This is a genomic window from Glaciecola punicea ACAM 611 (assembly GCF_000252165.1).
In the GTDB taxonomy this organism is placed as follows: Bacteria; Pseudomonadota; Gammaproteobacteria; order Enterobacterales; family Alteromonadaceae; genus Glaciecola; species Glaciecola punicea.
On record NZ_BAET01000028.1, the window covers coordinates 1 to 22,202 of the forward strand.

The following is a 22,202-nucleotide window of genomic DNA, read 5'->3' on the forward strand; positions in this document are numbered from 1 at the left end:
TTAAGTGTTCAAGGTCATAATTAGCGCCGGTCATAAGGTGTCCACCGCCTAAATTAAACCATTTTAAAGTGGGCAAATATTGCCCAAATTTATCTTCAATCGCTTCAAGCGTACGCTGGGTGGCGAAAGAGTCAGACTCGCACAAGTTATGCACATGAAAACCTTCAATGCCACTTATGTCGACGCCATTTAACTGCTCTGCCAAAATGCCTAAGCGCGAACCTGGGGCACAAGGATCGTATAAAGGTGTGTTAGCTTCTTGGTTTTCAGGGTTTATACGCAGACCAGGCGATACACTGCTTGCCAATAGCTGGTCTTTATACTGTTGCCACTGGCTTATGCTATTAAATGAAATGTGTTCGCATAAGCCTATGAGTTCGTCCATATCTTGCGGTTTATAAGCCGGTGAATAGGCGTGAACCTCTTTCCCCATTTCATATTTGGCCAGCTTAGCTTCCCAAACTGAGCTTGCGGTGGCGCCTTGTAAGTACTCACTAACAATGCTGAAAGTTGACCACATTGAAAACCCTTTAAGTGCAAGAATAATGTCTACGCCGGCGCGCTGCTGTACGTCTTGCATAAGTACCAAATTGGCGCGCAGTTTGTCCTCTTCACACACAAAACAGGGGCTGGGGATATTCTTATCTACAAACAAAGAGTGTCGGTTCATTTAAATGGGCTCTCACATTTTATAACATGCCAGGCTAGACCGTGTTCATTCAGCATGTCCATAAAGGGGTCTGGATCAAATTGTTCCATGTTCCATACGCCTGGTTTATGCCACGTTTTATTTAACATTAAGGCTGCACCAATCATGGCAGGAACGCCTGTAGTGTAGGATACAGCTTGCGCACCGACTTCTTCATAGCATGCGCTGTGACTGCAGTTGTTATAAATAAAGATGGTCTTTTCTTGCCCGTCCTTAATACCCGTAACGTAGGTACCAATGCAGGTTTGGCCGGTGTAACCTTGTGCTAATGAGCCTGGGTTTGGCAGCACCGCTTTTAAAAACTCTAAAGGCACAATTTGCTGACCCTGAAAATCGATAGGCGTAATGCTGGTCATGCCAATACCTTCGAGCACTTTTAAATGATTCAGGTATGCGTCGCCAAAGGTCATCCAAAAACGCGCGCGCTTTAGGCTAGGAAAATGCTTCACAATAGACTCTAGTTCTTCATGAAACATTAAATACGACGCTCTTACACCAATGTTTTGATAATCGAGATCTTCGCGCACACTCAAAGGTGGCGTTTCTTTCCATTCTCCATTCTCAAAATATTTGCCTACTTGCGTAATCTCACGAATATTGATTTCAGGATTGAAGTTGGTTGCAAAGGCTTGGCCGTGATCGCCACCGTTACAATCAACAATATCTAAATAATGTATTTCATCAAAATAATGTTTCGCAGCATAGGCGGTATATACATTTGTAACGCCCGGGTCAAAGCCACTGCCAAGTAAGGCCATGATGCCAGCTTCTTTGAAGCGGTCCTGATAAGCCCATTGCCATGAGTATTCAAACTTAGCGACGTCTTTGGGTTCATAGTTGGCGGTGTCTAAATAGTCAGTTTTAGTGGCTAGGCAGGCGTCCATAATGGGCAAGTCTTGGTAAGGTAAAGCTAAGTTAACGACTAAGTCGGGCTGCACTTTTTGAATAAGCGCAGTGACTTGCGCGGCGCTGTCTGCATCAACTGCAAACACCGCTTTAACACGGTCAATGCCGACTTCTTTTTGGAGTGCTTCGCATTTCGAAATAGTCCTGCTAGCTAAATAAATTTCGTCAAACAGCTCTGGTAAACGAGCACATTTTTTGACTGTCACAGAGGCCACGCCGCCCGCGCCAATAATTAATACTTTTGACATATTAGAATTCCTTAAAAACAGTAACGTTTTGATAGTATAATAATGTAGATACTATCAATTTTTGCCGGATAATACGAGGTGATGGACACGCTGACAAGTGTCGATTTAGTCTGGAAAGTCACAGGTACAGGGCTGGCTTATTTTTATACCGCTTTTAACGCGTGTGAATGGATACAGTGTAATGGTGTTATGGCCTTGGGAGTCGGTGATTGTTAGTATTAGTGCGTCTGTATCAGGTATGCTTGACTGCTTGATGTCAGCCGCGTAAACCAGCACACTTGCATAGCGCGGTTCAATATTTTTATGCGCTTGAATTTGTGCTTGGAGTGATTCAATCATTGCGCCGTGAGCGAGTTGGCCCTCGTCATTTGCAAATATACTGTGTATTTCATTATTGGCACAAATTAGCGCAAACGGATAGAGCATATCGCTGCGCAATAACATGGACTCGCAAAAGTCTAAAGCACTGCTAATCATGTGCGCTAAGGGTAAGTGCTGCTGTAAAATAAAGCGCTCTTTCATTCCGAATTGCCTAATTGATTGACCATGCAATAGTTAACGCCAACCTTGTGTTAAAAGTTCAGTTTTCTTTTTTCAGGGTGTTTTAGTGCAGAAATGAATGCACTATTAAGTGGAACTATTTTTGTTGGCTGGCAAAGACCGAGCACCCTGCAAACCGCCTGTGTGTAAAATAAGAACTTTACTATTAGATGGGAAATAATCAGCGCTTAGCAAGGCGTTTAAGGCATAAAAGCACTTACCCGAATAAATAGGCTCGATGGCAAGTGGTCTAAGTCTGTTTTGATCTGCGTAAAACTGATTGAATTCACTCACATATTGTCTTAAAGATGCACTTGTCTTGGCATATCCTCCGTGATGATAGTCGTGCAATATTTTCCACTCTTTTCGCTGATAGCTAGGGGTTGATGAGGCAAGCAGACCGTTTACTAAATCTTCTAAATAACCTTCTCCGTTTAATACACCAACGCCGATAATTTTAACGTGAGGTAGCGTCTCATTTAAGACTAAGCCTGCTAAGGTTCCTGCACTTGCTACGGGCAGTATAATATGAGTAATATCAGGAGCCTGAGTTTCTAATTCCGTCATTATTGCGCCAACACCAACGATGCTTTTTGCATGTGAGCCGCCTTCAGGAATTAGATAATCTGCGTTTAATTGCTGGCGTAACAATTGGCAATACTGCGCGCTTGTTTTATTTTTATATTCAATTTTTGACACAAAGTGTAAGTGCGTACCCCACCGCTGCAGGTCTTGTAAGGTAGGAGTAAGCCGCTTGCTATAGTCGCCTCTTACTACTGCTGTAAAATTTATATTTAATGCTGCACAGGCATACCCTAGTGCATGTAAATGATTAGAGTAAGCGCCACCAAAGCTGGCAACATGCTGATATTGCTGTTGGCTAATAGTGGTAAGTGCCGCGCTTAGCTTGCGCCATTTATTACCAGACATAATAGGATGGATTAAGTCATCTCGCTTAACGAGTACTGAAATTTTGCTTGAAAGTGATGTTTTATCGGCATTTCTTTCATCGATAATAAAGGGTCCTGCTATATCTTCAACCGGCGAAGGCAAGCGTATGTTTAAATCCATTTTCGCTCTTTAATAAATCTGTCAGCGCTTATACTGACTATATTTTGATTACAAGACGTATACATAAATTAGAAAATAACATATTAACAAGGTAAACATGCATAATGCACCGCTTACAGTGTTGATTACACAAACTTAATAATCTAAAGCTAAATGATATACGTTTTACATATTATCTGTTTTTATCTTAGGCAAAATATTAATGCTACCTTCAATTATCAAAAGGGCCATGGCGGTCCTCTTTATGTTAAATTTTTTATCTTTTAACGCAGGCGCACAAGTATCGCCTGTTGCTTTACAAGCGCATTTTGATGCGCCAGCGTTAGTAGGAAAGGCTCGCTTAAAAGTCATTTTTTGGGATATATACGATGCGTCCCTTATCGCACCTCAGGGAACCTTTGAGGAAAATAAACCTTTTGCGCTGGAGCTTAAGTATTTGCGCGATTTCAAAGGCAAAGAAATAGCCAGCAGGTCAGTTGACGAAATGCGTGATTTAGGTATGAATGATGAGGTAAAATTGGCAAAATGGTATCAAGAAATGCAGGACATTTTCCCAAACGTCAAAGAAGGTGAGATGATAACCGGTGTGGTAGATGCCGAAAATGTTAGCCATTTCTACCTTAACGAGACGCCGCTGGGCAAAGTTCATGACAAAGAATTTAGCATATGGTTTTTTGATATATGGCTGTCTGAAGAAACATCTGAGCCCGAGATGAGACGACAGCTCCTAGGTCTAGTAAAATAAAGAGGTAACAATGAAACAGTCTTCATACATCCGTCCCTTGTATAAATTATTTACGGCAGTCGCTACTGTTTTCTTATTTGCGGGCTGCTCTATATCAATAGACGGCGAAAACTACACATCGCAAGAGCCAAAGTTTGAATTAGAAGCATTTTTTGACGGCAAGGTAACGGCATGGGGAATTGTCCAAAATCGCTCTGGCGAGATTGTGCAGCGTTTTGTTGTTGACATTGACGGAAGTATCCAAGATGGCGCGTTAATCTTAGATGAAACCTTTACCTACGGCATGGGCGCTGGACCAACAAAGCGAATTTGGACCATTACCAAAAATGCAAATGGTACTTATATAGGCAATGCAGGCGACATAGTAGGAGAAGCCAAAGGTATTGCCTATGGCAACGCCTTTAATTTTGCCTACGAGATGGACCTAGACGTTGACGGCACCACTTACGGCGTTAATTTCGACGATTGGTTTTGGGCGATGGATGGCAACAATATGATGAACAGGTCGTATATCAAAAAATTTGGGATTGTTATGGCCGAGGTCACCATATTTATGCAGAAACAAGACTAAACGCGCAGCGCAATCCACTTTGCGGTGGAATGTGCGAATTTTCGAACCATATTTTACCGCCGTGAAGTGACACAATCGCGCTCACTAGTGCAAGTCCTAAGCCATTTCCATTAGTGGTGCGGCTGTCGTCCTCTCGGTAAAAGCGCTGGGTTAAGTTCACAATGTTTTCTTCACTTACGCCAAGTCCAGAGTCGTCTACACTAAATACTACGGCAACGTCTTGCTGTTTAAGTTCAACGGCAATCTGACCATTTTCTGGTGTAAATTTAATGGCGTTGTCTAATACGTTAGCAAAAGACTGGAATAATAAATCTTTATCGCCTACAAATAGCAAAATAATGTCAGTTTCAAAGGTCAGGGTGATATTTTTTGCTTCCACCAATGGAGAATATAAATCAACTGCGTCACCCAAAATTTCGTCTAACATTATGTTTGAAAAGCCCGATATTTTGTTGCTGTTTTCTATATCACTAATACGTAAAAGTGAGTTGAAAATGCCGTGCAGATTATCGCATTCCTCAATAAGTTCAGCGCGTTCTTTACTGTCTTTTAAATCTTCTATGTGTCCTTTCAAACGGGTTAATGGCGTGCGCAGATCGTGTGCAATGTTATCTGAAACTGATGTAATGGCCTTTACCGACGACTCTATTTTATCGAGCAGTTGATTAAGCACTAGAGCAAGCTTACTTAAGTCGTCCCACTGCGACTCAATATACAAACGATCACTTAAATTGCCGGTGGTGATTATATCTCCGGCGGTATCGGCTATATTATTGATTCGACTTACCACATAATAAGACACCCCTAAGCTGGTGATAGCGATTACAAAAACGATGACTATCAGAACCCAAGACGAGGTTTGCGCGAGCGCAACTGCAAACTCAATGTCTTGTAAACTGCGGGCAACTAACAGGCTATCGCCATTCGTAAATTCAATAACCATTGCCATGGCTCGCTCTTTTTGGGCCATAGCAGGGTTACCTTGTTGGCTGTACTTTTGCCCTAAAGACACTTGAATGTCGAGTACGCCATTGCTAAAAAGGGCTATGTTTTCACTTGGCCATTGGGCTAAATTACCGGCTAGGTAGGTGCTATTTTTATCTTTAAAATAGTATAAAAAATCGTTGGCTTTATTACTAATACGTTCGTCAATAGCCTGTTCTACAGCTTGACGGCCTGAGCCGTTGTAGAGGCTTCGAAAGCCTCCTAAGTCGGCTTGAATCGCAGCTTGGGTTTCGCGTACTAATAAGTCATCGCTGGCCACGGTTAGCGTGTAAGTGTTAAAGCCTACGCCCGCCATTAACAAAATAATGAAGAAAACGCTGACCACAAAACTGGAGCTTTTCGTATAGTCGGAGATGGCTCGCACGGTGTCTTTCCTGTTTAATGGGCATTTTGAAAGGCTAGCTAATTAACGGTTGTTAATCATGTAACCAGCGCCGCGAATAGTTTCAATCATAGGATAATCGAAGCCCTTGTCTATTTTATTGCGTAGCCTACTAATATGTACGTCAATGACATTGGTTTGCGGGTCAAAATTGTACTCCCATACTTTTTCAAGCAGCATGGTACGTGTGACAATTTTACCAGGATTGTGCATCAAATATTCTAGCAGTTTGAACTCTTTTGACTGCAAGTCTATTACTTTGCCTTCACGCGTTACCTTGCGGTTAATCAAATCTAGGTCAAGTTCACCTAAGGTTAAATTAGTATTACTTAAGGGTGCATTGCGAGAAGCCAAAATTTCGATACGGGCTAATAGTTCTTCAAAGGCGAAGGGCTTAGTTAAATAGTCTTCAGCGCCCGCGCGCAGGCCTTTTACTTTATCTTCAACCTTATTTTTTGCGCTCAATATAAGCGTTGGTGTTATTACACCTTGGCTCCTATAGCTATTAAGAACCTCTATTCCGTCCATGTGTGGCAGCATGCGATCCAAAATAATAACGTCATATTGTTTTGACGTAGCGAAACTCAAGCCATCTTTACCGTTGTCTGCATGTTCACAGCTATGACCACTCTCACTTAGTCCTTTTTGGATCAATCTTGCTACGGTGGGTTCGTCTTCTACTAATAATATATTCATTGGTAAAACTCAATCAAGATAGTATCCTTTTTCAGGTTAAATTACTGTAGTGTGCATGCTTCATATAGCTACGGTGCATTTTGTGTAGCTAGATTAGTCAGTAAAAATAAGGAGATCAAGTGTTTATCATTATTATATGTGTTGCAGCGGTAATATTCATGCCCATGGTTGCAAAAGTGCCCTTGGCTTTTGCTATGTCAAGGCAAGGTAAATACGACAATATGCATCCACGTCAGCAGCAGGCTAACCTAGAGGGCTTAGGGGCTAGAGCACTTGCGGCGCACCAAAACTGCTATGAAGCCATTGCTTATTTTGCACCAACAATTTTGTTGGTATTAGCACTAGATGCTCAAAATGCGAATACTGGGGCATGGTGTGTTGCCTTTGTCGTGCTTCGGCTTGTTTATATTGCGCTTTATTGTGCTAATTTACATATTTTGCGCAGCTTAGCGTGGGCGCTGTCAATGGCAACCCTTGTTCCTCATTACTGGTTGCTGCTGAGCTAGCGTGTGTTGGTTTACACTTTGTTTATCTGATGTGAATAAGGTCTTCTGCTTTTTCATTCTCAAAAAAGTGAAAATAACATATTATGTGCGTCCACATTAAAATAGGCCTTTATAGATGCTACTGAGCTTTTCCAATGATAAATGCGTGCTAAACAGTCATGCTTACAACGGCCTTTATGTCAGCAAAACACGATTTTTAAGTGCCAAATTGCTGCTGATTTTCTGCCTTTGTGCTTTTCTTTTTGCGTGTGAATCGGCTAAAAACGTCACCACAGCAAGTGTGCCAGTGGCAAGTGACACAAGCATAAGGGCTGTGCAGCAACTTTCTAATGTTTTGCCCGTTGATGAAAATATAGTAAAGGGAACCCTTGGCAATGGTCTTAATTACCTTATTCGTGAAAATGCAAAACCGGAAAATTTCGCTGAGTTAAGGCTAGTCGTAAAAACTGGTTCTATATTTGAAGATGATAGTCAGCAGGGGTTTGCGCACTTTGCTGAGCATATGGCGTTTAACGGCACGCAAGACTTCCAAGAACAAGAAATTATTGAATTTGTAGAGTCTATTGGTATGCGCTTTGGCGCTCATTTAAACGCTAGCACCAGCTTTGATAACACCATTTATAAGCTGCGAGTACCCACCGATAATCCTGAGCTTATTGAAAAGGCGATACATATACTCGAAAATTGGGCGCACAAAGTTACCTTTGACCCTACTGCCATAGACCAAGAGCGCGGGGTTGTGCTTGAAGAATGGCGCTCGCGTAAAGGGGTAGGCGAGCGTATCGCTAAACAGCAGTGGCCGGTTATGTTTGCAGGCACTAATTATGCGAGTCGTCTACCTATTGGCACGCAGGAAATAATTACCTTTGGTAAGCATGAAGACCTTATTCGCTTTTATAATACGTGGTACCGGCCCGACCTAATGTCGGTTGTGGCGGTGGGTGATTTTGATGCGGCAGTAATTCAAGGTTTAATTGAAAAGTACTTTGGGGATATTAAGCGGCCAAAGACGCCCGTTGTTGTGCCCGCACAATACTTGGACGTTTATGACTCTGCGGTATTTAATGTGTTTACAGATGAGGAGCTTAGCGGCATAACGCTCTCGAGTTCGTGGCGAAACACGAAGCCATTCGCTGCGTTTACTACGCAAACACAGTATAAACAACAGGTGATTAAAAATTTGTTGAATGGGGTGTTAAGCAAGCGTTTAAGTGACTTGGCGCTTGACACAAGCAGTCCCTTTACAGGTGCGCTTATAGGCTCCAATCAAACAATACCAACGTCGGAAGAATTTTTCTTTAGAGCCAGTGTTGAACCTGAGCAAACCAAGGCGGCATTTACGCGCTTGCTAACGGAAGTAAAGCGCGTAGTTGACCATGGCATAAGCGAGCAAGAGCTTGCGACCGAAAAAAGATTGTATTTGGAATGGTTTGAAAGTGCTCTTGAGAGCCAAAACACCCTAAGCCACTCGGCATATTTAGGCGGATACGTGGAGTACTTCTTAAACGAAGGCCCCATTACTAGCTTAGCGCAAGACTATGTCTTATCTAAAGTGTTTATAGATGAAATTATCTTGGCTGATTTGCAGGCGCAAATGATTGAGTGGGCCGCCCATCAAAATGCTGTGGTATTTTTAACTGCGCCTACCAATATGTTAAGTGAACTGCCTAATGAAGATGAATTAGCGCAAATTTGGCAGCAGGTGCAAAGCGTCCCTACTCAGGTTTTAGCCGATAAAGAGCAGGTGTCTGTGCTTATGCGCGAGCTGCCTAAGGCTGGCAGCGTGCTGTCTAAAAGACGTATTGAAAAGTGGGATGCGCATGAATGGGTATTATCAAATGGCATAAAGATCATCCTAAAACCCACTCCCTTTAAAGAAAACGCAATACAGTTTGCCGCCATCAGTGACGGCGGATATGCCCTTGTAGATGACGAAACCTACTTACGCTCGTTTGGGCTTATGAACAGCCTTGATTTTATGGGCTTAGGTGAATTAAACACGGAGCAGCTTGCCCAGTTTTCGCGTGAAAAACGTTTTTCAGTCAACCCGAACATTAGTACTTATAGTGAAAGTATGCGCGGAGGCAGCAATAAAGAAGACTTAATGTACATGATGCAAAGCATTTATTTGCGCTTTACAGCGCCGGTTAAAGATCTTGAGCGCTTTGAATGGTTGAAAGAAACATACAGACCTCAGCTAGAAAATAAGTACAACAGCTCTAGTGCACAGTTTTATGCGGCAATACAGTCTAAAACACAGTCGGATAATCCGCGCAACGTTGAGTTTGATGTGGGCATGCTCGACCAGCAAAATTTAGACACCATTTACACTGTCTACAAACAGCGATTTGCAAACTCCAGTGACTTCACCTTCATTTTTGTAGGCGATATTAACTTAGATGACATGGATGCTTATTTGTCGACTTACGTAGCGAGCTTACCCACCACTAGCGTCAAAGATCCGCGCAACAAACTGCCTGACTACGCCCTTCGCGGTGACTATCAAATTCATATGGAAAAAGGCACTGAAGACAAAGCCACGGTAATTATGAGTTTGTTTGGTGATGCAGTGTGGACGTATCAGAATCAAATGACAATGTCTGCCCTTAACGCTGCTTTAGAAAAAGACTTAAGGCTTCGTTTACGCGAGGACTTAGCTGGGGTTTATTCGGTGAGCGTGCGCGCCAGATTGAGTCGCTGGCCTTATGAAAACTATAGTATAAACGTGAGCTTTACCTGTGATCCGCAGCGAGTGGATGAACTTTATGAAGAAGTAAACGCCATATTTGCAAGCTTTGTTGATGGTAATATTGATGAACAGGCAATAGACAACTTCAAAACACAGGCAAAAACCAGTCGTGAAAAAAATCTAAAAGAAAACGGGTTTTGGTTAAACTACATGCTGAATCACTATACGCCCTTCATGCCTCTGCCAATAGATGATTATAAGGCCTTGGTTGACAGTGTTACCTTAGCGGCGGTAAAAGAGGCTGCAAAGCAATATTTGGTGACGGACAATCGTTTATATGCCACGTTAAAGCCACAGCCTAGCGGCTCGGAGCTTGATGAGCTTAATAATGCTGAGTTTGATGCTGTTGTGGCCGATGTTGTTGAGGTTGATGAGGCTAACGCTAGTGATGCCAAGGTAAAGACGCATGCAGAAAAGTAGCAAAGATATAATCACCTTCATCGACTATACACCAGCCTTGGCTCATCATTTTGGCGCAATAAACAAACAGTGGATAGACGACATGTTTGTGCTTGAAGAGATCGACAAAAAGGTGCTCAACGAGCCCCAGCACTACATTATTGATAAGGGTGGAAAAATATGGTTTGCGCAGCATCCTAAGCACAAAGTAGTAGGCACTTGTGCATTTATCAGTAAAGGCGAAGGTGTCTTTGAGCTTACCAAAATGGGGGTCTTGTCACCAGTGCGCGGTTTGAAAGTAGGTGAAAAGCTACTGCATCACGTCATTGATCAAGCCTTGAGCATGAAAGTAAAAACGCTATTTTTGCTAACCAATGCAAAGTGTGAAGCCGCTATTCACCTGTACGAAAAAAATGGCTTTGTACACAGCACAGAAATTATGCAAACCTACGGCCAGAGCTACGAAAGATGCAACGTGGCCATGAAGTACGTAGGGTACGGAAAAATAATAAAGCGGTAGATTGGCGCGCCTAACAAAGCGCCTTATTTTTTGTTTTTCGCATCGGGTCTGTATTTAATTACCATGCCTTGCAAGAAATTACGAAGCATTTGGTCTTGGCAGGGGCGGTAGCTTCTATGATCAGTATTTCTAAACAAAGCCGTTAACTCGCTTTTACCCACATTAAATTCAGCTAGGCGTAAAATAGCCATCATGTCTTCCTCGCGGTAGCTCATGGCAATTCTGATTTTACGCAAAATGTCATTGTTTGAAAGCCTGTCGCTGCCGCTAAGTACTTTTATTGGTTTCGCATTTGGGTTGTCTTGCTTACCGCGTCTTTTAATAATAAGGCCATCTAAAAACAGCGCTAACACTTTATCGCGACAAGGTATAAAACCTGTTTCTTCTTCTTTTTTCATCATGCCGTGCAAATATTCTTCTTCCATCTTGTAATCAACAAGCTTGAATATGCTAATAGTGGCGTTATCGTCTAAGGACAAGGCAAATCTAAGACGGCGTAAAACACTGTTGAAAAAGGCGTTGTAGTCTGCTGCTTTTGGAAGTTCGGTAGAGGACATGTAAAGTCTTTTGTAAAATTAAGTTACGTAATTATATAGCATGAATGCGCGTAGGCATAGCGGCACTGGCATGAAAAGGCAGCGCCGCTAAATTGAATCTGTAATACACCCAAGGAGCAAAACCGTCTCGGTCTTTTGTGCCAGGTCCGCCATGCGGATTTATTACTGTAAGATGTGGAGCCTTACCAAATTTTGGCAGCGCAATTAAGGCTTCAATTTCTAAGCCATCTTGGGCGACATGAACCTGCAGTGTACTTAATTAAAATTGATCAGTCCTTCCTACCAGAGATGTTAAAAGACACTGACGGTCTAGCGATTACCATCGAGTCGCATCGTTTTCTGAGTAATGGTAAATAGAGCATTTTGTTACCCGAAAATTTGAATTACTTAAATGCCCGATTTTTTGTTCATTAGACGTTCACTGCGTTACGCTAATTGCATACGACGTAGCAGGCTAAGATCGTCTATTAGACATAGTTTTGCGAGTTTGGCGATCAATCTTTATGAAATATTCTTTCAAGTAATCGATTAACAACCGAAGTTTCTTAGAGGCAGCGCTACCTGGAGGAAAAACGCCATATATATCGATGTCGTTTAGCTGATAATCATCTAGTACCGACTCTAAGGTACCCGCTTGAATTTTGGGCCAAGCGTCATATACCGGGATCCTGCCCAAACCATGCCCGCCTTCAATAAAGGCCGTGCGTGCAGCAGCGTTGTTGGTGGTAATGCCGCCTTTCATTTCAATGGTATATGAAAGGATGCCTTTACGTAGTTCAAGGGTGTTAGAGCTGAGCTTATACACTACCCATTCATGCTCGTGTAAATCAGCTGGCTGGGTCGGCCGGCCTCGTTTCTTAAAATAGTCAGCAGAGCCGCATAAGCAGGTCGACAGTTTAGAAAGCTTGAGTGCTTGTAAGCCTGAATCGGGTAGGGGAGCGCCGCGAATAGCAAGATCAATTCCTTCTTGCATAATATTGAGTACTTCGTCGGTTAAGGTTACATCAAGCTGTATTTTGGGATATAGGCTGCGAAAATTATTGAGTGCAGGCACCACCATATTCAGGCCAACGTTAACCGGGCAGGTAATCTTCAATAAGCCTTGGGGTTCACTTTTGAGATTTTCAATTTGCTGATTGGCCATGATGGCGTGTTCGGCAATCATTCGACAAGACTGATAATACTCAGTGCCGGCCTGTGTCAATGAAATTGATCGGGTAGAGCGATTAAGTAACTTCACCTCAAGCTGAGACTCTAGCTTTTTGAGGTGATAGCTAACCACGGCTCTAGACAAACCAATATGTTGAGCGGCCGCAGTAAGATTGCCTTGCTCAACGATCTGAGCAAAGACCATCATGCTTTTGAGTTGTTCGAAATGTACATTCATAATGCATCATAACAAACATTGTATCAATAATTAAAACAATGTTGTTTATTTTCTACATATTGTTAGAAATTATAAAAAGACATAGACTGCCTTGACTTTAAAAGCAGATGCGAGAAAAATAATGAATACACAAGCAAAAACTAAACACATTTTAATGGTGTTAACCTCTCATGCCGAGCTAGGCGATAGTGGTGAAAAAACTGGTTTTTGGGTGGAAGAATTTGCAGCACCTTATTATGCGTTTATCGATGCAGGCGTAGAAGTGAGCATAGTGTCTCCACTAGGCGGCAAGCCACCGATTGATCCAAAAAGTGAACAAGCAGACTTTCAAACCCCGGCAACCAAACGCTACGATGCTGACACCAACGTGCAAGCCCTAATTGCCAACACCGCTACATTAAGCGATGTTAAGGCGGCAGATTACGACGCCGTTTTCTATCCAGGCGGGCACGGACCAATGTGGGATTTAACGGATAATGCGCTATCTATTGCCTTAATCGAAGGCTTCTTAGCGGCCAATAAGCCAGTCGCTGCGGTATGTCATGCAAGCGCTGCTTTCTTGAATATTAAAGATACTTCAGGTCAGTACTCTGTTAAGGGCAAAACCGTCACAGGTTTTACGAACAGTGAAGAAGAGGCCGTTCAGTTGACTAACATTGTGCCTTTCTTATTAGAAGATGAGTTAATTAAGCGTGGTGGTAACTATCATAAAGGTGAAGATTGGAGTGTGTTTGCTGTTCAAGACGGCTTATTGATAACTGGCCAAAATCCGGCAAGTTCAGAACTGGCCGCTGAAAAGCTCTTAGCAGCCATAGCATAAACTATTCACCTCACAGTGTTACTTAGCATACGACTTGAGCGTATGTTAAGTACTTTAATTAGCGTTATCAATTTGCGTTGAATTGTTCTCTAATGCTTTCTATTCGTTTTTTGTTTACGCCAACATCTGAAATGCCAAGGCGTGAAGCAGAGCGTGCGTGTATGATGATTTTTCCACTCTCTCGTGAGGGGAAATAAAACTCAACATCGTCGACAAATCGGAAAATTGCAGAGATAGTTTCGGCTCGAATGTAATCTTCACGCTCTTGTGTGATTTGGGTTCGCTTCATTTGCTTAAGAACGGTTAAGAGTCGCTCTTTTGCCTCAGCCTGTGTTCCGGTGAACAAGATTGGTTGTATAGAGTCGACATCAGTGCTTGCTTGCGTGTTTACACAGTTGGGTGTGATGGGGCATGGGCTCAACTCGCCATTTGTGATGCCTAATCTAGGTGCACTGCCTGCGCATCCTGCCAAGAAAGTGGTAAATAATAGGACGGCTAATACTTTTTGACGCATTGATTTTCCTTAATAATTGAGGATACTTGTGTGCCTCGGAGAACTCTTTTTCTTCGCTGGTGAATTTGCAGAATCCAAAACTATTATTTAGCGCAGAATAGGTATTCACCTTCGCCAGAATATACAATAAATAGCCCCGAAGTAAACTCTGCTATCGAAATTTTGGCGGCATAGCATGATCTTCACCTCGGGAATAGACTGTTTATTAAATCCGTATTAAAATGTTACACCAATTTCTGCATAAAGGACTCTGCCACGGATGGAGTGCGCTTCCTCATCAAAAAATGGACGAGCACCATATCGTGGTGGGTTTTCATCGGTGAGATTATTAGCCCCGAGCATTATCCAACTTCCAATTCCGATTATCTGTGAGGCATCATACCGGTATTGAAAATCTAGAGTCGTAAAGCTATCTATGTTTTGCCCTAAAAGATCGTTGTTTCGCGCTGCATCATCTTGTAAATAAGAATCTGTATAACGAAAAGTAAGCGTTGCTTGGTGGTTATCTTTTGTCCACCTCCCACTAGCATTCCCCGTCAGTTCTGGCATCGCTCCAAAAGAGTTTGTGTTGGCGTTGCGTCTTCCTGCTACGTCGATAGTAACCCCGCTTAGAACCGCTTCAAACGACATAACATAAGATACTGTGACATTAAAATCAAATGCACCCATATTGCTGTCAAAGCCATATTTAAATTTAGCATCAATACCATCAGTTTTTGCACTATCGGCATTTTCTAAGGAAGTATTAATAAATAGAGGAACCCCGTCAGAAGCTCTGGTGATATTAGGGTCATTCAATATCCCATCGTCGCAATCGCTATCTAATACGGCTTGCGGCGATTGAGCATTTACAATAAGACCCTTGTAATCGTATTGCCAGTAATCTACCGACACGCTACTTTTATTCGAGGCTTGCCACACTATCCCTAAGTTGATGTTGTCAGCTGACTGTGGGTTTAAGTTGCCAAGGACTTTAGCCGAAGTATCTGCAATAAAGTCGCCTTGTTCTGCATTTTGAGCGTTGCAAGTAACTCGTCCATTTGCTGTAAGAAAATCAACACCGGTATTGCTTGTTATTCCTCCTGCTTGAATTGCCGTTGGTGCTTGAAATGATGAACCGTATGATGCGCGCAGTAAGATATCTTCTGTTAGCTTGTATAATGCAGCAACTTTGGGATCGGTAGTAGTGCCGATTTCTTTTCCATGGTCCTCATAGCGTAAGGCAAGCTGTAAATCTAAATTTTCCAGGGCTGGTATTGCGACTTCAACAAACACTGAATCAACATCTGTCTCGCCATTAACGGACAGCGATCTTGACGATGCAACACTTCCTAAACCCGCACTTGTTATTCTATCAGGCGTGAAAGTAAATGTTTCTTGGCGATTTTGAAAACCAAAAGCAACACCTACATAGCCAGCGTCCAGCTCAAAAACTTCACTGTTGCTCATTACAAAATCAACGGTTTGTTGTGAGCTTGTGCGAATATTAGTAGTGATGTAACCAATGTTATTGTTGTAGCTATCCAGATCATGAGCTGCGATGCTAGTACCATCTTTAGGAGAAATAAAGTCTGGTAAAGCATATGCGATACCAAATGGATTGAGCGTGCCGTCCATTAAACCAGATTGCAAGCCGCTAGCGATGCTATCACCCTCTGCTATAAACCTATTCTCGTGCTCATATTTTTGATACCAAGCTGAAACACTCCAGTTTCCGGTGAATGCATCAATACCAATCAAATGGCGGTCAGAGTTGTTAATATAATCATTTCCATTTCCGTTTTTGCCTGCAATTGCTGCACCTATTGGTCTGAAGTTACCACTGGTTGTTAAATTAGCCGCCGCATTGGGATTTTGTTCCCAGAATTGAGAACCGCTTGCTGTGGTTGGGTCAATATATTGTAGACCATCTGCATTTTCTACAAAAAAATTGAAAGGATGGCTACTCGGAATTAAAAAGCGACCGCCGTATTCGCCGTTGCCGTTCATTTGAGGGCCGAAGGCGCGGGTAGCAGTATTTTGTGCGTAACTTACTTCGCCAAATGCCTTTACCTCTTCAAAACCTAATACCTGACCTAAATCATAGTCAAATTCTGCAAAAATCGATAAACGATTATTCTTTGGGACGGGGCTGGTATGGTCAAAAAAGTTATATCTACAATTATTTCCTTGAACAACCTGCCCGGCTTCTTCACAGTAAGGGTCAATGACTTTAGTACTTCCAAACTCACCCGTAAGTGAGTCTAAGGTGCGATATTCATCAGGTGAGCCGCTGCTTGATAGTAATACCCCCCCAGAACGCTCCACAATGAAATCGAAATCATCGCGGTAGTTAATACTGCCATTGTAAGCCGTGGCGTATAAACCAAAAGAACCACGTTCACCATTACTGCCAAGCGCAAAATTAATAGTTTCTGTTTGATTACTTGCATCCTCATAGCGGGCACTGATTTCTAGACCCTCAAATCCTTTGCGTGTCACTATATTGACTACACCCGCAACAGCCTCAGAGCCATAGATGGCCGAAGCGCCGTCTGTTTGTATATCAACGCTTTTTACCATAGACAAGGGTAACTGATTCAAATCGTAAAATTGATTACCTAAATTATCACTCAATGGGCTCTTGCCTGCTCGGCGGCCATTGATTAAAACAAGTGTTGAGCCTGCGCCTAGGTTGCGGATGTTAAAATTTGAGGAACCAATATTTTCACCACTAACAGGATTTATTACAGATCCAGCATTTGCTGGTATGTTGAGAACGAGGTCTGAGATTGAACCGATACTGCTCAGCTCAATGCTGTCTCTATCAATATATTGAACTGGTGCGGCGCTTTCGGTGTCAATTTTACGAATGTTAGAGCCTAAAACAATTATTCTTTCAATTTTTTGAAGATCGTCCAGTTCTGTCTCGTCTTGTGCTTGTGTGTGGGCGGAGAGAGTGCCCAAAGCCGTTGCAATAGATGTGGCAATAATTAGCTTTTTGTGATTTTTAAAGTAGTCGTATCTTTTCATTTTGACTTTACCTTTTTCGTTATAGTTTTATCAGCGTTAAGTTACTAGCAGTGTGTTGTTTAAAATCAATTCTCATATTAACTAACGCGTAGGCACGAAAAACCCCCTACTAAATAAACAAATATTTTATATTATATGTACAAAAATTCGACGCTTAACGCTACACAAAACAGCAAACAGAAGTAGACAATATGTCTAATTAACGCCTAAGCATGAAACATTTTTATGGTTGTAACGATATGACGAGGGTGTTGCTTGAGAGCTCAGCGGGGAAAAAGTGGTTACGAATTCAGCACGTAAGTGCGTTATCCCCTAAAAAAATTGAGTAAGAAGCACGTATATCACCTTTCAGATCTGTCTTTTTAATGCGTTAACACATGCTGCTGATAAAACCTGCATGCTTAATTACTTCTTGAACACTCGCCTAAATCAAGCTGGCGATGTAAAATATTTGTAAAATAAATTGATCAATGTTACTTATATAAAAAATAATTAATAAGCAAAGCAAAGCAAAGCAAAGCAAAGTGAACTAACTACACTTATTTCAAAAGGCGAGTGACATTGTATAACCATCACAGTAAAAATAATGATGAATTGCTTAATACCGCCTTGTCGATATTTATGCATGAATCCAAAGCAAGTCTACTTGGGTTTTTAAGCAAACTGATTCCTAAGGAGGAAGCTGAAGAAGTAGCGCAAGAAGCATATCTGAAACTCTACCTTTTGATAAAAGAAAAGCCAAGCCATCATAACTATATAGATTTACTGCGGGGCTTAAGGTCAATGTTAACAATTATTGCTAAGAATTTGGCATTAAGTATATTACGCCATAAAAAAGTAGAAGGTAGATACGCAGATTCGCAGCTAATGCTTCACGTTCAAGCCACTGTTTCTCAAAATCCCAACAACCATAATGCAGAAGAACAAGCGATACTCGAGTACGAAAATATACAATTAATTGCTGCAATAAATCGCCTTCCTCCCATTTGCAGACAAGTATTTATTCAACGCAAACTGCTTGGAAAGTCACATCAGGAGATTGCTAATATGCTAGGTATTTCCACAAAGACAGTTGAAAACCATCTTACTAAAGGACTGTTGTTGTGCCGCAAACATATGCTTGAGCCCAAGCCCAAGCCCAAGCCCAAGCATATGCCCGAGCCTCAACAGAACCATTTGGCAACCAGCAATTTAATTACCAAGGTGGCATCTTGAATATAGAGCAGTGGTCGGGGTATGAAGTATCTAGTGAAGTGCTAGAGCAAGCCGCTTCTTGGATCGCTATGCTTGACACTACGCAAGATGAAGACTTCCAGCAATTTGAAGACGCTGCTCAGACTTTACGCAATCATCAGGCCTTGGACGCTAATCAATTGTTTAGTGCCGGCGAAGATATACATACTCACTTTTTCGACTGGCTGCAGGCCGATCCTTCTCACCAGCAAGCCTATTTTGAATTGTCTGAAATATGGGCTCGTAGTGCCTGCGCTAAATCTATGTCGAATATCATTGATAAGTCGGTGGTATTGCCCTTTCCTTCACAATCGGATATACCCCCTAAAACATTATTTACCGAAGCTAGTTTTGGTGAGCAAACAGCAAGTCCATCATGGGCATATCCACTCACCATTGGACTCATACTTTGCGGTCTGCTCGTTCCCGTTATTCAGTCGCTTTTTTAGGACTTGCTTACTTTTTCAAAGGGTTATCAATTTTTCAATCTGACACCAAACCCACTCTATTGGGGGTCTTTAATATATTTTATGCTTTGTGTAGGGGATTTATGTTAGGTGCGCGTTAATGAAGTGTTAGTAAAAAATAACTGGAACAATCATGGAAACATACACACGACGTAACAAACTATCTTTTTTTGTACCTAAGCTACTGTCAGTAGCCATTGCGTCCGCACTTTGTGTTTCTGCTTTTGCGCAAGAAGCAGAAGTAGCCAGCAACGATAAAGATGTCGAAAAAATACAAGTTATAGGTTCAAATATACGCGGCGGTCAAGTGGCCGAAGCCTTAGCTGTCACCGTCATTGATGCAGAGATCATTGGCCAGATGGGCATCGATTCAATGGATGATCTACTACAGCTCATACCAGAGAATGGGCAAAATTTCTTTAGTGAAGCTGAAAACATCTCAGGCGGCGTTAATGCGGCGCGCGGTGATATCGGTACCTATAACTTACGTAATTTAGGCACAGGTAACACCCTTGTGCTGCTTAATGGACGCCGCATGGTTAATTCTGCCGCGTATCAAACCGAACAAGTTGGCGGTAGCTTTGTGCCCGTTAACTCGGCAAACGTGAACACAATTCCGGTACAAGGCTTAAGCCGAGTTGAAGTGCTGCGCGATGGCGCATCTGCTATATATGGTGCAGATGCTGTTGCTGGTGTCGTTAATCACGTTATGAAAACTGATTTTGTTGGGTTTACTGTTTCTGGTCGATGGTCTGAATACGAGAATATCCCGCGCGACGAACAAAGCCTTACTGTTGAATGGGGTAAAGACTTTAACGCTGGTCGCACCAATTTAAGCGTATTTGCTAATTACTATGCACGCGATCGTGTTAACTCACAAGATGATCCACGCTGGGCTAACTCCGATTTTAGAAGCAGAATTCCTGAGGACTCACCGTGGTTTGGCGATATTGCTTTTAGGGGCACCAGTGCTAATAGCTTGTTTGGTCAATTTGACTTGCTTACTAGTCGCGCTAGCTCTGGATTAGGGAGCGACATAGTTGACGGCGCGGGCGAATTTGAAGTGTATCCTGCTGGCGATGAGCGCTGTGCGTTTGCCATTAATGCCCAAACCTGTGGTGCGCCAGACGGGCAGGGCGTTATACGCTACAACTTAAATGCAGATCGTGATTTGAGTTCAGAATTAACGCGGGCCAACTTGTTTATGTTCATTAATCATGAATTTGATAATGGTGTTGAAAGTTTTACAGAATTCAGTTTGTACCAGTCAAAAACCAATTTACGCCGTCATCCTACGGCATCCTTCTCCAGCTCTAAATTACGCGTGGGCGCAGAAAACTATTACAACCCATTTGGGCCCTGTGGCTCACCTAATCGTTTACCCGACAGCGTGATAGGCGGAAACGTGCCATGCAGTGGCTTAGCTATTACCATGGATAATTACCGCTTCGCTGAGTTACCTCGAATTGTCGATAACGACGGCGACACCTTCCGCTTTTTGCAAGGTTTTAGAGGCACTTTTGGTGAGTGGGATTGGGAAACTGCAGTTAGCTACTCAAAAGCGAAAAAAGAAGATTTAACGCGTAATCGAGTGTCTAACAATCTGATGGTAGAAGCGCTTTTTGATAGTACACCAGCGGCTTATAATCCTTTTAGTGGTGGTGTGGATTCAAATATAGAGCGAACTCTTATTGACGTAGTGCGCAAAAACGAAACAGATCTCATGTCGTTTGACCTTAAATTTGCACATACTGACATTTTTGAACTACCGGCTGGTCCTGTGGGTTTTGTGCTGGGATTTGAATATCGAGAAGAGTCATTTACGGATGATAGAGATGATCGTCTTGACGGCACTATTGCCTTTACCGACTATGAAGGAGACACCTTTCCATTTGTCTCGGATGTGGTGAACTCAAGTCCAACGCCTGATAGCAGCGGCAATAGAGACGTAAGCTCTTTATTTGCTGAATTTCAAATTCCAGTGCTTGAAAATTTAAATGTACAAGCGGCTATTCGGTATGAAAACTTCTCAGACGTTGGCGATACGGCAGTGGGTAAACTTGCCTTTGGTTGGCGCCCACTCGAATCAGTATTACTAAGAGGTTCGTGGTCACAAGCGTATCGCGTGCCTAATCTTATTACAATTAACGAAAGTATCGTGACTAGAAGCGCCACCATTACCGACTATGCGTGCTTGTTCGCCGCTGAAAATGGGGGAGATCCAAACCAAGATATACTTAACTGCAGATATTCAACTCAACGTGTCGCGCAAGGTAGTGAAAGTTTAGTGCCAGAAGAGTCGGATAATACATCTTTAGGCTTGGTATTTACGCCTACTGACGAATTAACCATTACCGTTGATTATTGGTCAATTGAAAAGGAAAGTACCATTGGTTTATTTGGTGAAGAAAATCACACCTTGCTTGACCTATTATTTCGCTTAGAAAATGGCGATACTAACTGTGCTAGTAGCACCTTTAGCCCGGCAGTTCCAAGACAAGAAGCCAGTGCAGAAGCGGCCACAATTTATGCTGCGGCGGGTATATGTCCAGCAGGAGAGGTGAGCTCTATTAACGATCAGTACGCTAACCTTGATGATCGCAATCTTGCGGGCTTTGATGTCGCCTTGTACTACGATGTCGACACTGAGTTTGGTGATTTTAAATTTAGCTATAATGGATCATTTATCGATAAATTTGAACAACAAGCCGGTGGGCAAGCCGCATTATTAGTGCAAGCGCAAAACAATGGTGTAATTCCAATTAACTTTCCAATCACCGGCTTTGATGATCTTATTGGGCGAGACGGTAATCAAGAGCAACGTCACTCTATGCGAGCTTCATGGCGTAAAGACGACTTTGGGGCGAGCCTGAGCGGCAATAGAATAGGTGAATTTTACCAAAGCTCATTAACGCTTAGCGATGGTACCCGCTATGTTATTCCAGCCATGACGACTTATAATGCGACCGTTGACTATCGCTTTAATATGAATGAGGTAAACACGCGTTTACGTTTTGGTATTCGTAATTTGACCGACGAGCGTGCCCCACTGTCTGATAATTCATTTGGTTTTTTTGCTGATGCTCACAGAGACTTTGGCCGTAGCTATTACCTAGACCTTAGGGCTAGTTTTTAGGGCTTGTTTTAGGTCTGATGGGTTGTCAA

The 22,202-nt window shown here is 42.5% G+C and carries 19 protein-coding genes; 9 read left to right on the top strand and 10 right to left on the bottom strand.

Annotation, left to right across the window (positions count from 1 at the left end; genetic code table 11):
• The 4 genes from GPUN_RS10195 to GPUN_RS10210 all read right to left on the bottom strand — a co-directional run.
• Positions 1–670: carboxynorspermidine decarboxylase (locus tag GPUN_RS10195; RefSeq protein WP_040520941.1), on the bottom strand; the 670-nt coding region annotated here is incomplete at its 3' end.
• The gene (locus GPUN_RS10200) at positions 667–1,863 is read right to left on the bottom strand and encodes a saccharopine dehydrogenase family protein (RefSeq protein WP_006006359.1); all 1,197 of its coding nucleotides are present in this window, start codon (positions 1,861–1,863) and stop codon (positions 667–669) included. The genes GPUN_RS10200 and GPUN_RS10195, both read right to left, overlap by 4 nt.
• Positions 1,864–1,968: 105 nt before the next feature.
• Positions 1,969–2,385, bottom strand: a complete 417-nt coding sequence (locus GPUN_RS10205; protein ID WP_006006360.1) for a hypothetical protein — start codon at positions 2,383–2,385, stop codon at positions 1,969–1,971.
• A gap of 105 nt (positions 2,386–2,490) precedes the next feature.
• Positions 2,491–3,474: a 1-aminocyclopropane-1-carboxylate deaminase/D-cysteine desulfhydrase gene (locus tag GPUN_RS10210; protein ID WP_006006361.1), complete on the bottom strand. Its 984-nt coding sequence runs from the start codon at positions 3,472–3,474 to the stop codon at positions 2,491–2,493.
• Between the two features lie 244 nt (positions 3,475–3,718).
• Here GPUN_RS10210 and GPUN_RS10215 point away from each other — a divergent pair, with 244 nt between their 5' ends.
• Together GPUN_RS10215 and GPUN_RS10220 are read left to right on the top strand one after the other, a co-directional pair.
• Positions 3,719–4,219 (top strand): chalcone isomerase family protein, encoded by a 501-nt coding sequence (locus GPUN_RS10215; RefSeq protein ID WP_006006362.1) that lies wholly within the window; start codon positions 3,719–3,721, stop codon positions 4,217–4,219.
• A gap of 10 nt (positions 4,220–4,229) precedes the next feature.
• Positions 4,230–4,790, top strand: a complete 561-nt coding sequence (locus GPUN_RS10220) for a DUF3833 domain-containing protein (protein WP_006006363.1) — start codon at positions 4,230–4,232, stop codon at positions 4,788–4,790.
• Here GPUN_RS10220 and GPUN_RS10225 read toward each other — a convergent pair.
• Both GPUN_RS10225 and GPUN_RS10230 read right to left on the bottom strand, forming a co-directional pair.
• The gene (locus GPUN_RS10225; RefSeq protein ID WP_040520942.1) at positions 4,771–6,159 is read right to left on the bottom strand and encodes a HAMP domain-containing sensor histidine kinase; all 1,389 of its coding nucleotides are present in this window, start codon (positions 6,157–6,159) and stop codon (positions 4,771–4,773) included. The two genes, GPUN_RS10220 and GPUN_RS10225, sit on opposite strands and share 20 nt — an antisense overlap.
• A 42-nt stretch (positions 6,160–6,201) precedes the next feature.
• Positions 6,202–6,873: a response regulator transcription factor gene (locus GPUN_RS10230; protein WP_006006365.1), complete on the bottom strand. Its 672-nt coding sequence runs from the start codon at positions 6,871–6,873 to the stop codon at positions 6,202–6,204.
• 119 nt (positions 6,874–6,992) lie between these two features.
• On the opposite strand from GPUN_RS10230, the gene GPUN_RS10235 reads away from it, so the two are divergent.
• The 3 genes from GPUN_RS10235 (at position 6,993) to GPUN_RS10245 (ending at position 11,047) form a co-directional block, all read left to right on the top strand.
• A complete protein-coding gene (locus GPUN_RS10235) occupies positions 6,993–7,379 on the top strand; it encodes an MAPEG family protein (protein WP_006006366.1) in 387 nt (128 codons plus the stop codon).
• Positions 7,380–7,665: 286 nt separating this feature from the next.
• Entirely contained in the window at positions 7,666–10,548 is a 2,883-nt protein-coding gene (locus GPUN_RS10240; RefSeq protein ID WP_158309273.1) for a M16 family metallopeptidase, read from the top strand.
• A complete protein-coding gene (locus GPUN_RS10245) occupies positions 10,535–11,047 on the top strand; it encodes a GNAT family N-acetyltransferase (protein WP_006006370.1) in 513 nt (170 codons plus the stop codon). The genes GPUN_RS10240 and GPUN_RS10245 overlap by 14 nt, the downstream gene beginning before the upstream one ends.
• Before the next feature lie 23 nt (positions 11,048–11,070).
• On the opposite strand, the gene GPUN_RS10250 is transcribed toward GPUN_RS10245, so the two are convergent.
• Positions 11,071–11,604 (bottom strand): YehS family protein, encoded by a 534-nt coding sequence (locus tag GPUN_RS10250; RefSeq protein WP_006006372.1) that lies wholly within the window; start codon positions 11,602–11,604, stop codon positions 11,071–11,073.
• Positions 11,605–12,058: 454 nt separating this feature from the next.
• Positions 12,059–12,991 (bottom strand): LysR family transcriptional regulator, encoded by a 933-nt coding sequence (locus GPUN_RS10255; protein WP_006006373.1) that lies wholly within the window; start codon positions 12,989–12,991, stop codon positions 12,059–12,061.
• A gap of 121 nt (positions 12,992–13,112) precedes the next feature.
• Between GPUN_RS10255 and GPUN_RS10260 the strand changes: the two genes are divergently transcribed.
• Entirely contained in the window at positions 13,113–13,811 is a 699-nt protein-coding gene (locus GPUN_RS10260; RefSeq protein WP_040520943.1) for a type 1 glutamine amidotransferase domain-containing protein, read from the top strand.
• Between the two features lie 67 nt (positions 13,812–13,878).
• On the opposite strand, the gene GPUN_RS10265 is transcribed toward GPUN_RS10260, so the two are convergent.
• Together GPUN_RS10265 and GPUN_RS10270 are read right to left on the bottom strand one after the other, a co-directional pair.
• Positions 13,879–14,325, bottom strand: coding sequence for a DUF1499 domain-containing protein (locus GPUN_RS10265; RefSeq protein ID WP_006006377.1), 447 nt, complete (start codon positions 14,323–14,325; stop codon positions 13,879–13,881).
• Positions 14,326–14,541: 216 nt separating this feature from the next.
• Positions 14,542–17,337 (bottom strand): TonB-dependent receptor plug domain-containing protein, encoded by a 2,796-nt coding sequence (locus GPUN_RS10270; RefSeq protein WP_006006380.1) that lies wholly within the window; start codon positions 17,335–17,337, stop codon positions 14,542–14,544.
• Between the two features lie 555 nt (positions 17,338–17,892).
• Here GPUN_RS10270 and GPUN_RS10275 point away from each other — a divergent pair.
• From GPUN_RS10275 to GPUN_RS10285, 3 genes are all read left to right on the top strand, one after another.
• Positions 17,893–18,552 carry a sigma-70 family RNA polymerase sigma factor gene (locus GPUN_RS10275; protein ID WP_439644182.1) on the top strand — a complete coding sequence of 220 codons (660 nt, stop codon included), beginning with the start codon at positions 17,893–17,895 and terminating at the stop codon, positions 18,550–18,552.
• A complete protein-coding gene (locus tag GPUN_RS10280; RefSeq protein WP_006006387.1) occupies positions 18,549–19,019 on the top strand; it encodes a hypothetical protein in 471 nt (156 codons plus the stop codon). The genes GPUN_RS10275 and GPUN_RS10280 overlap by 4 nt, the downstream gene beginning before the upstream one ends.
• Before the next feature lie 151 nt (positions 19,020–19,170).
• The gene (locus tag GPUN_RS10285; protein WP_006006389.1) at positions 19,171–22,173 is read left to right on the top strand and encodes a TonB-dependent receptor domain-containing protein; all 3,003 of its coding nucleotides are present in this window, start codon (positions 19,171–19,173) and stop codon (positions 22,171–22,173) included.
• Positions 22,174–22,202 lie beyond the last annotated feature (29 nt).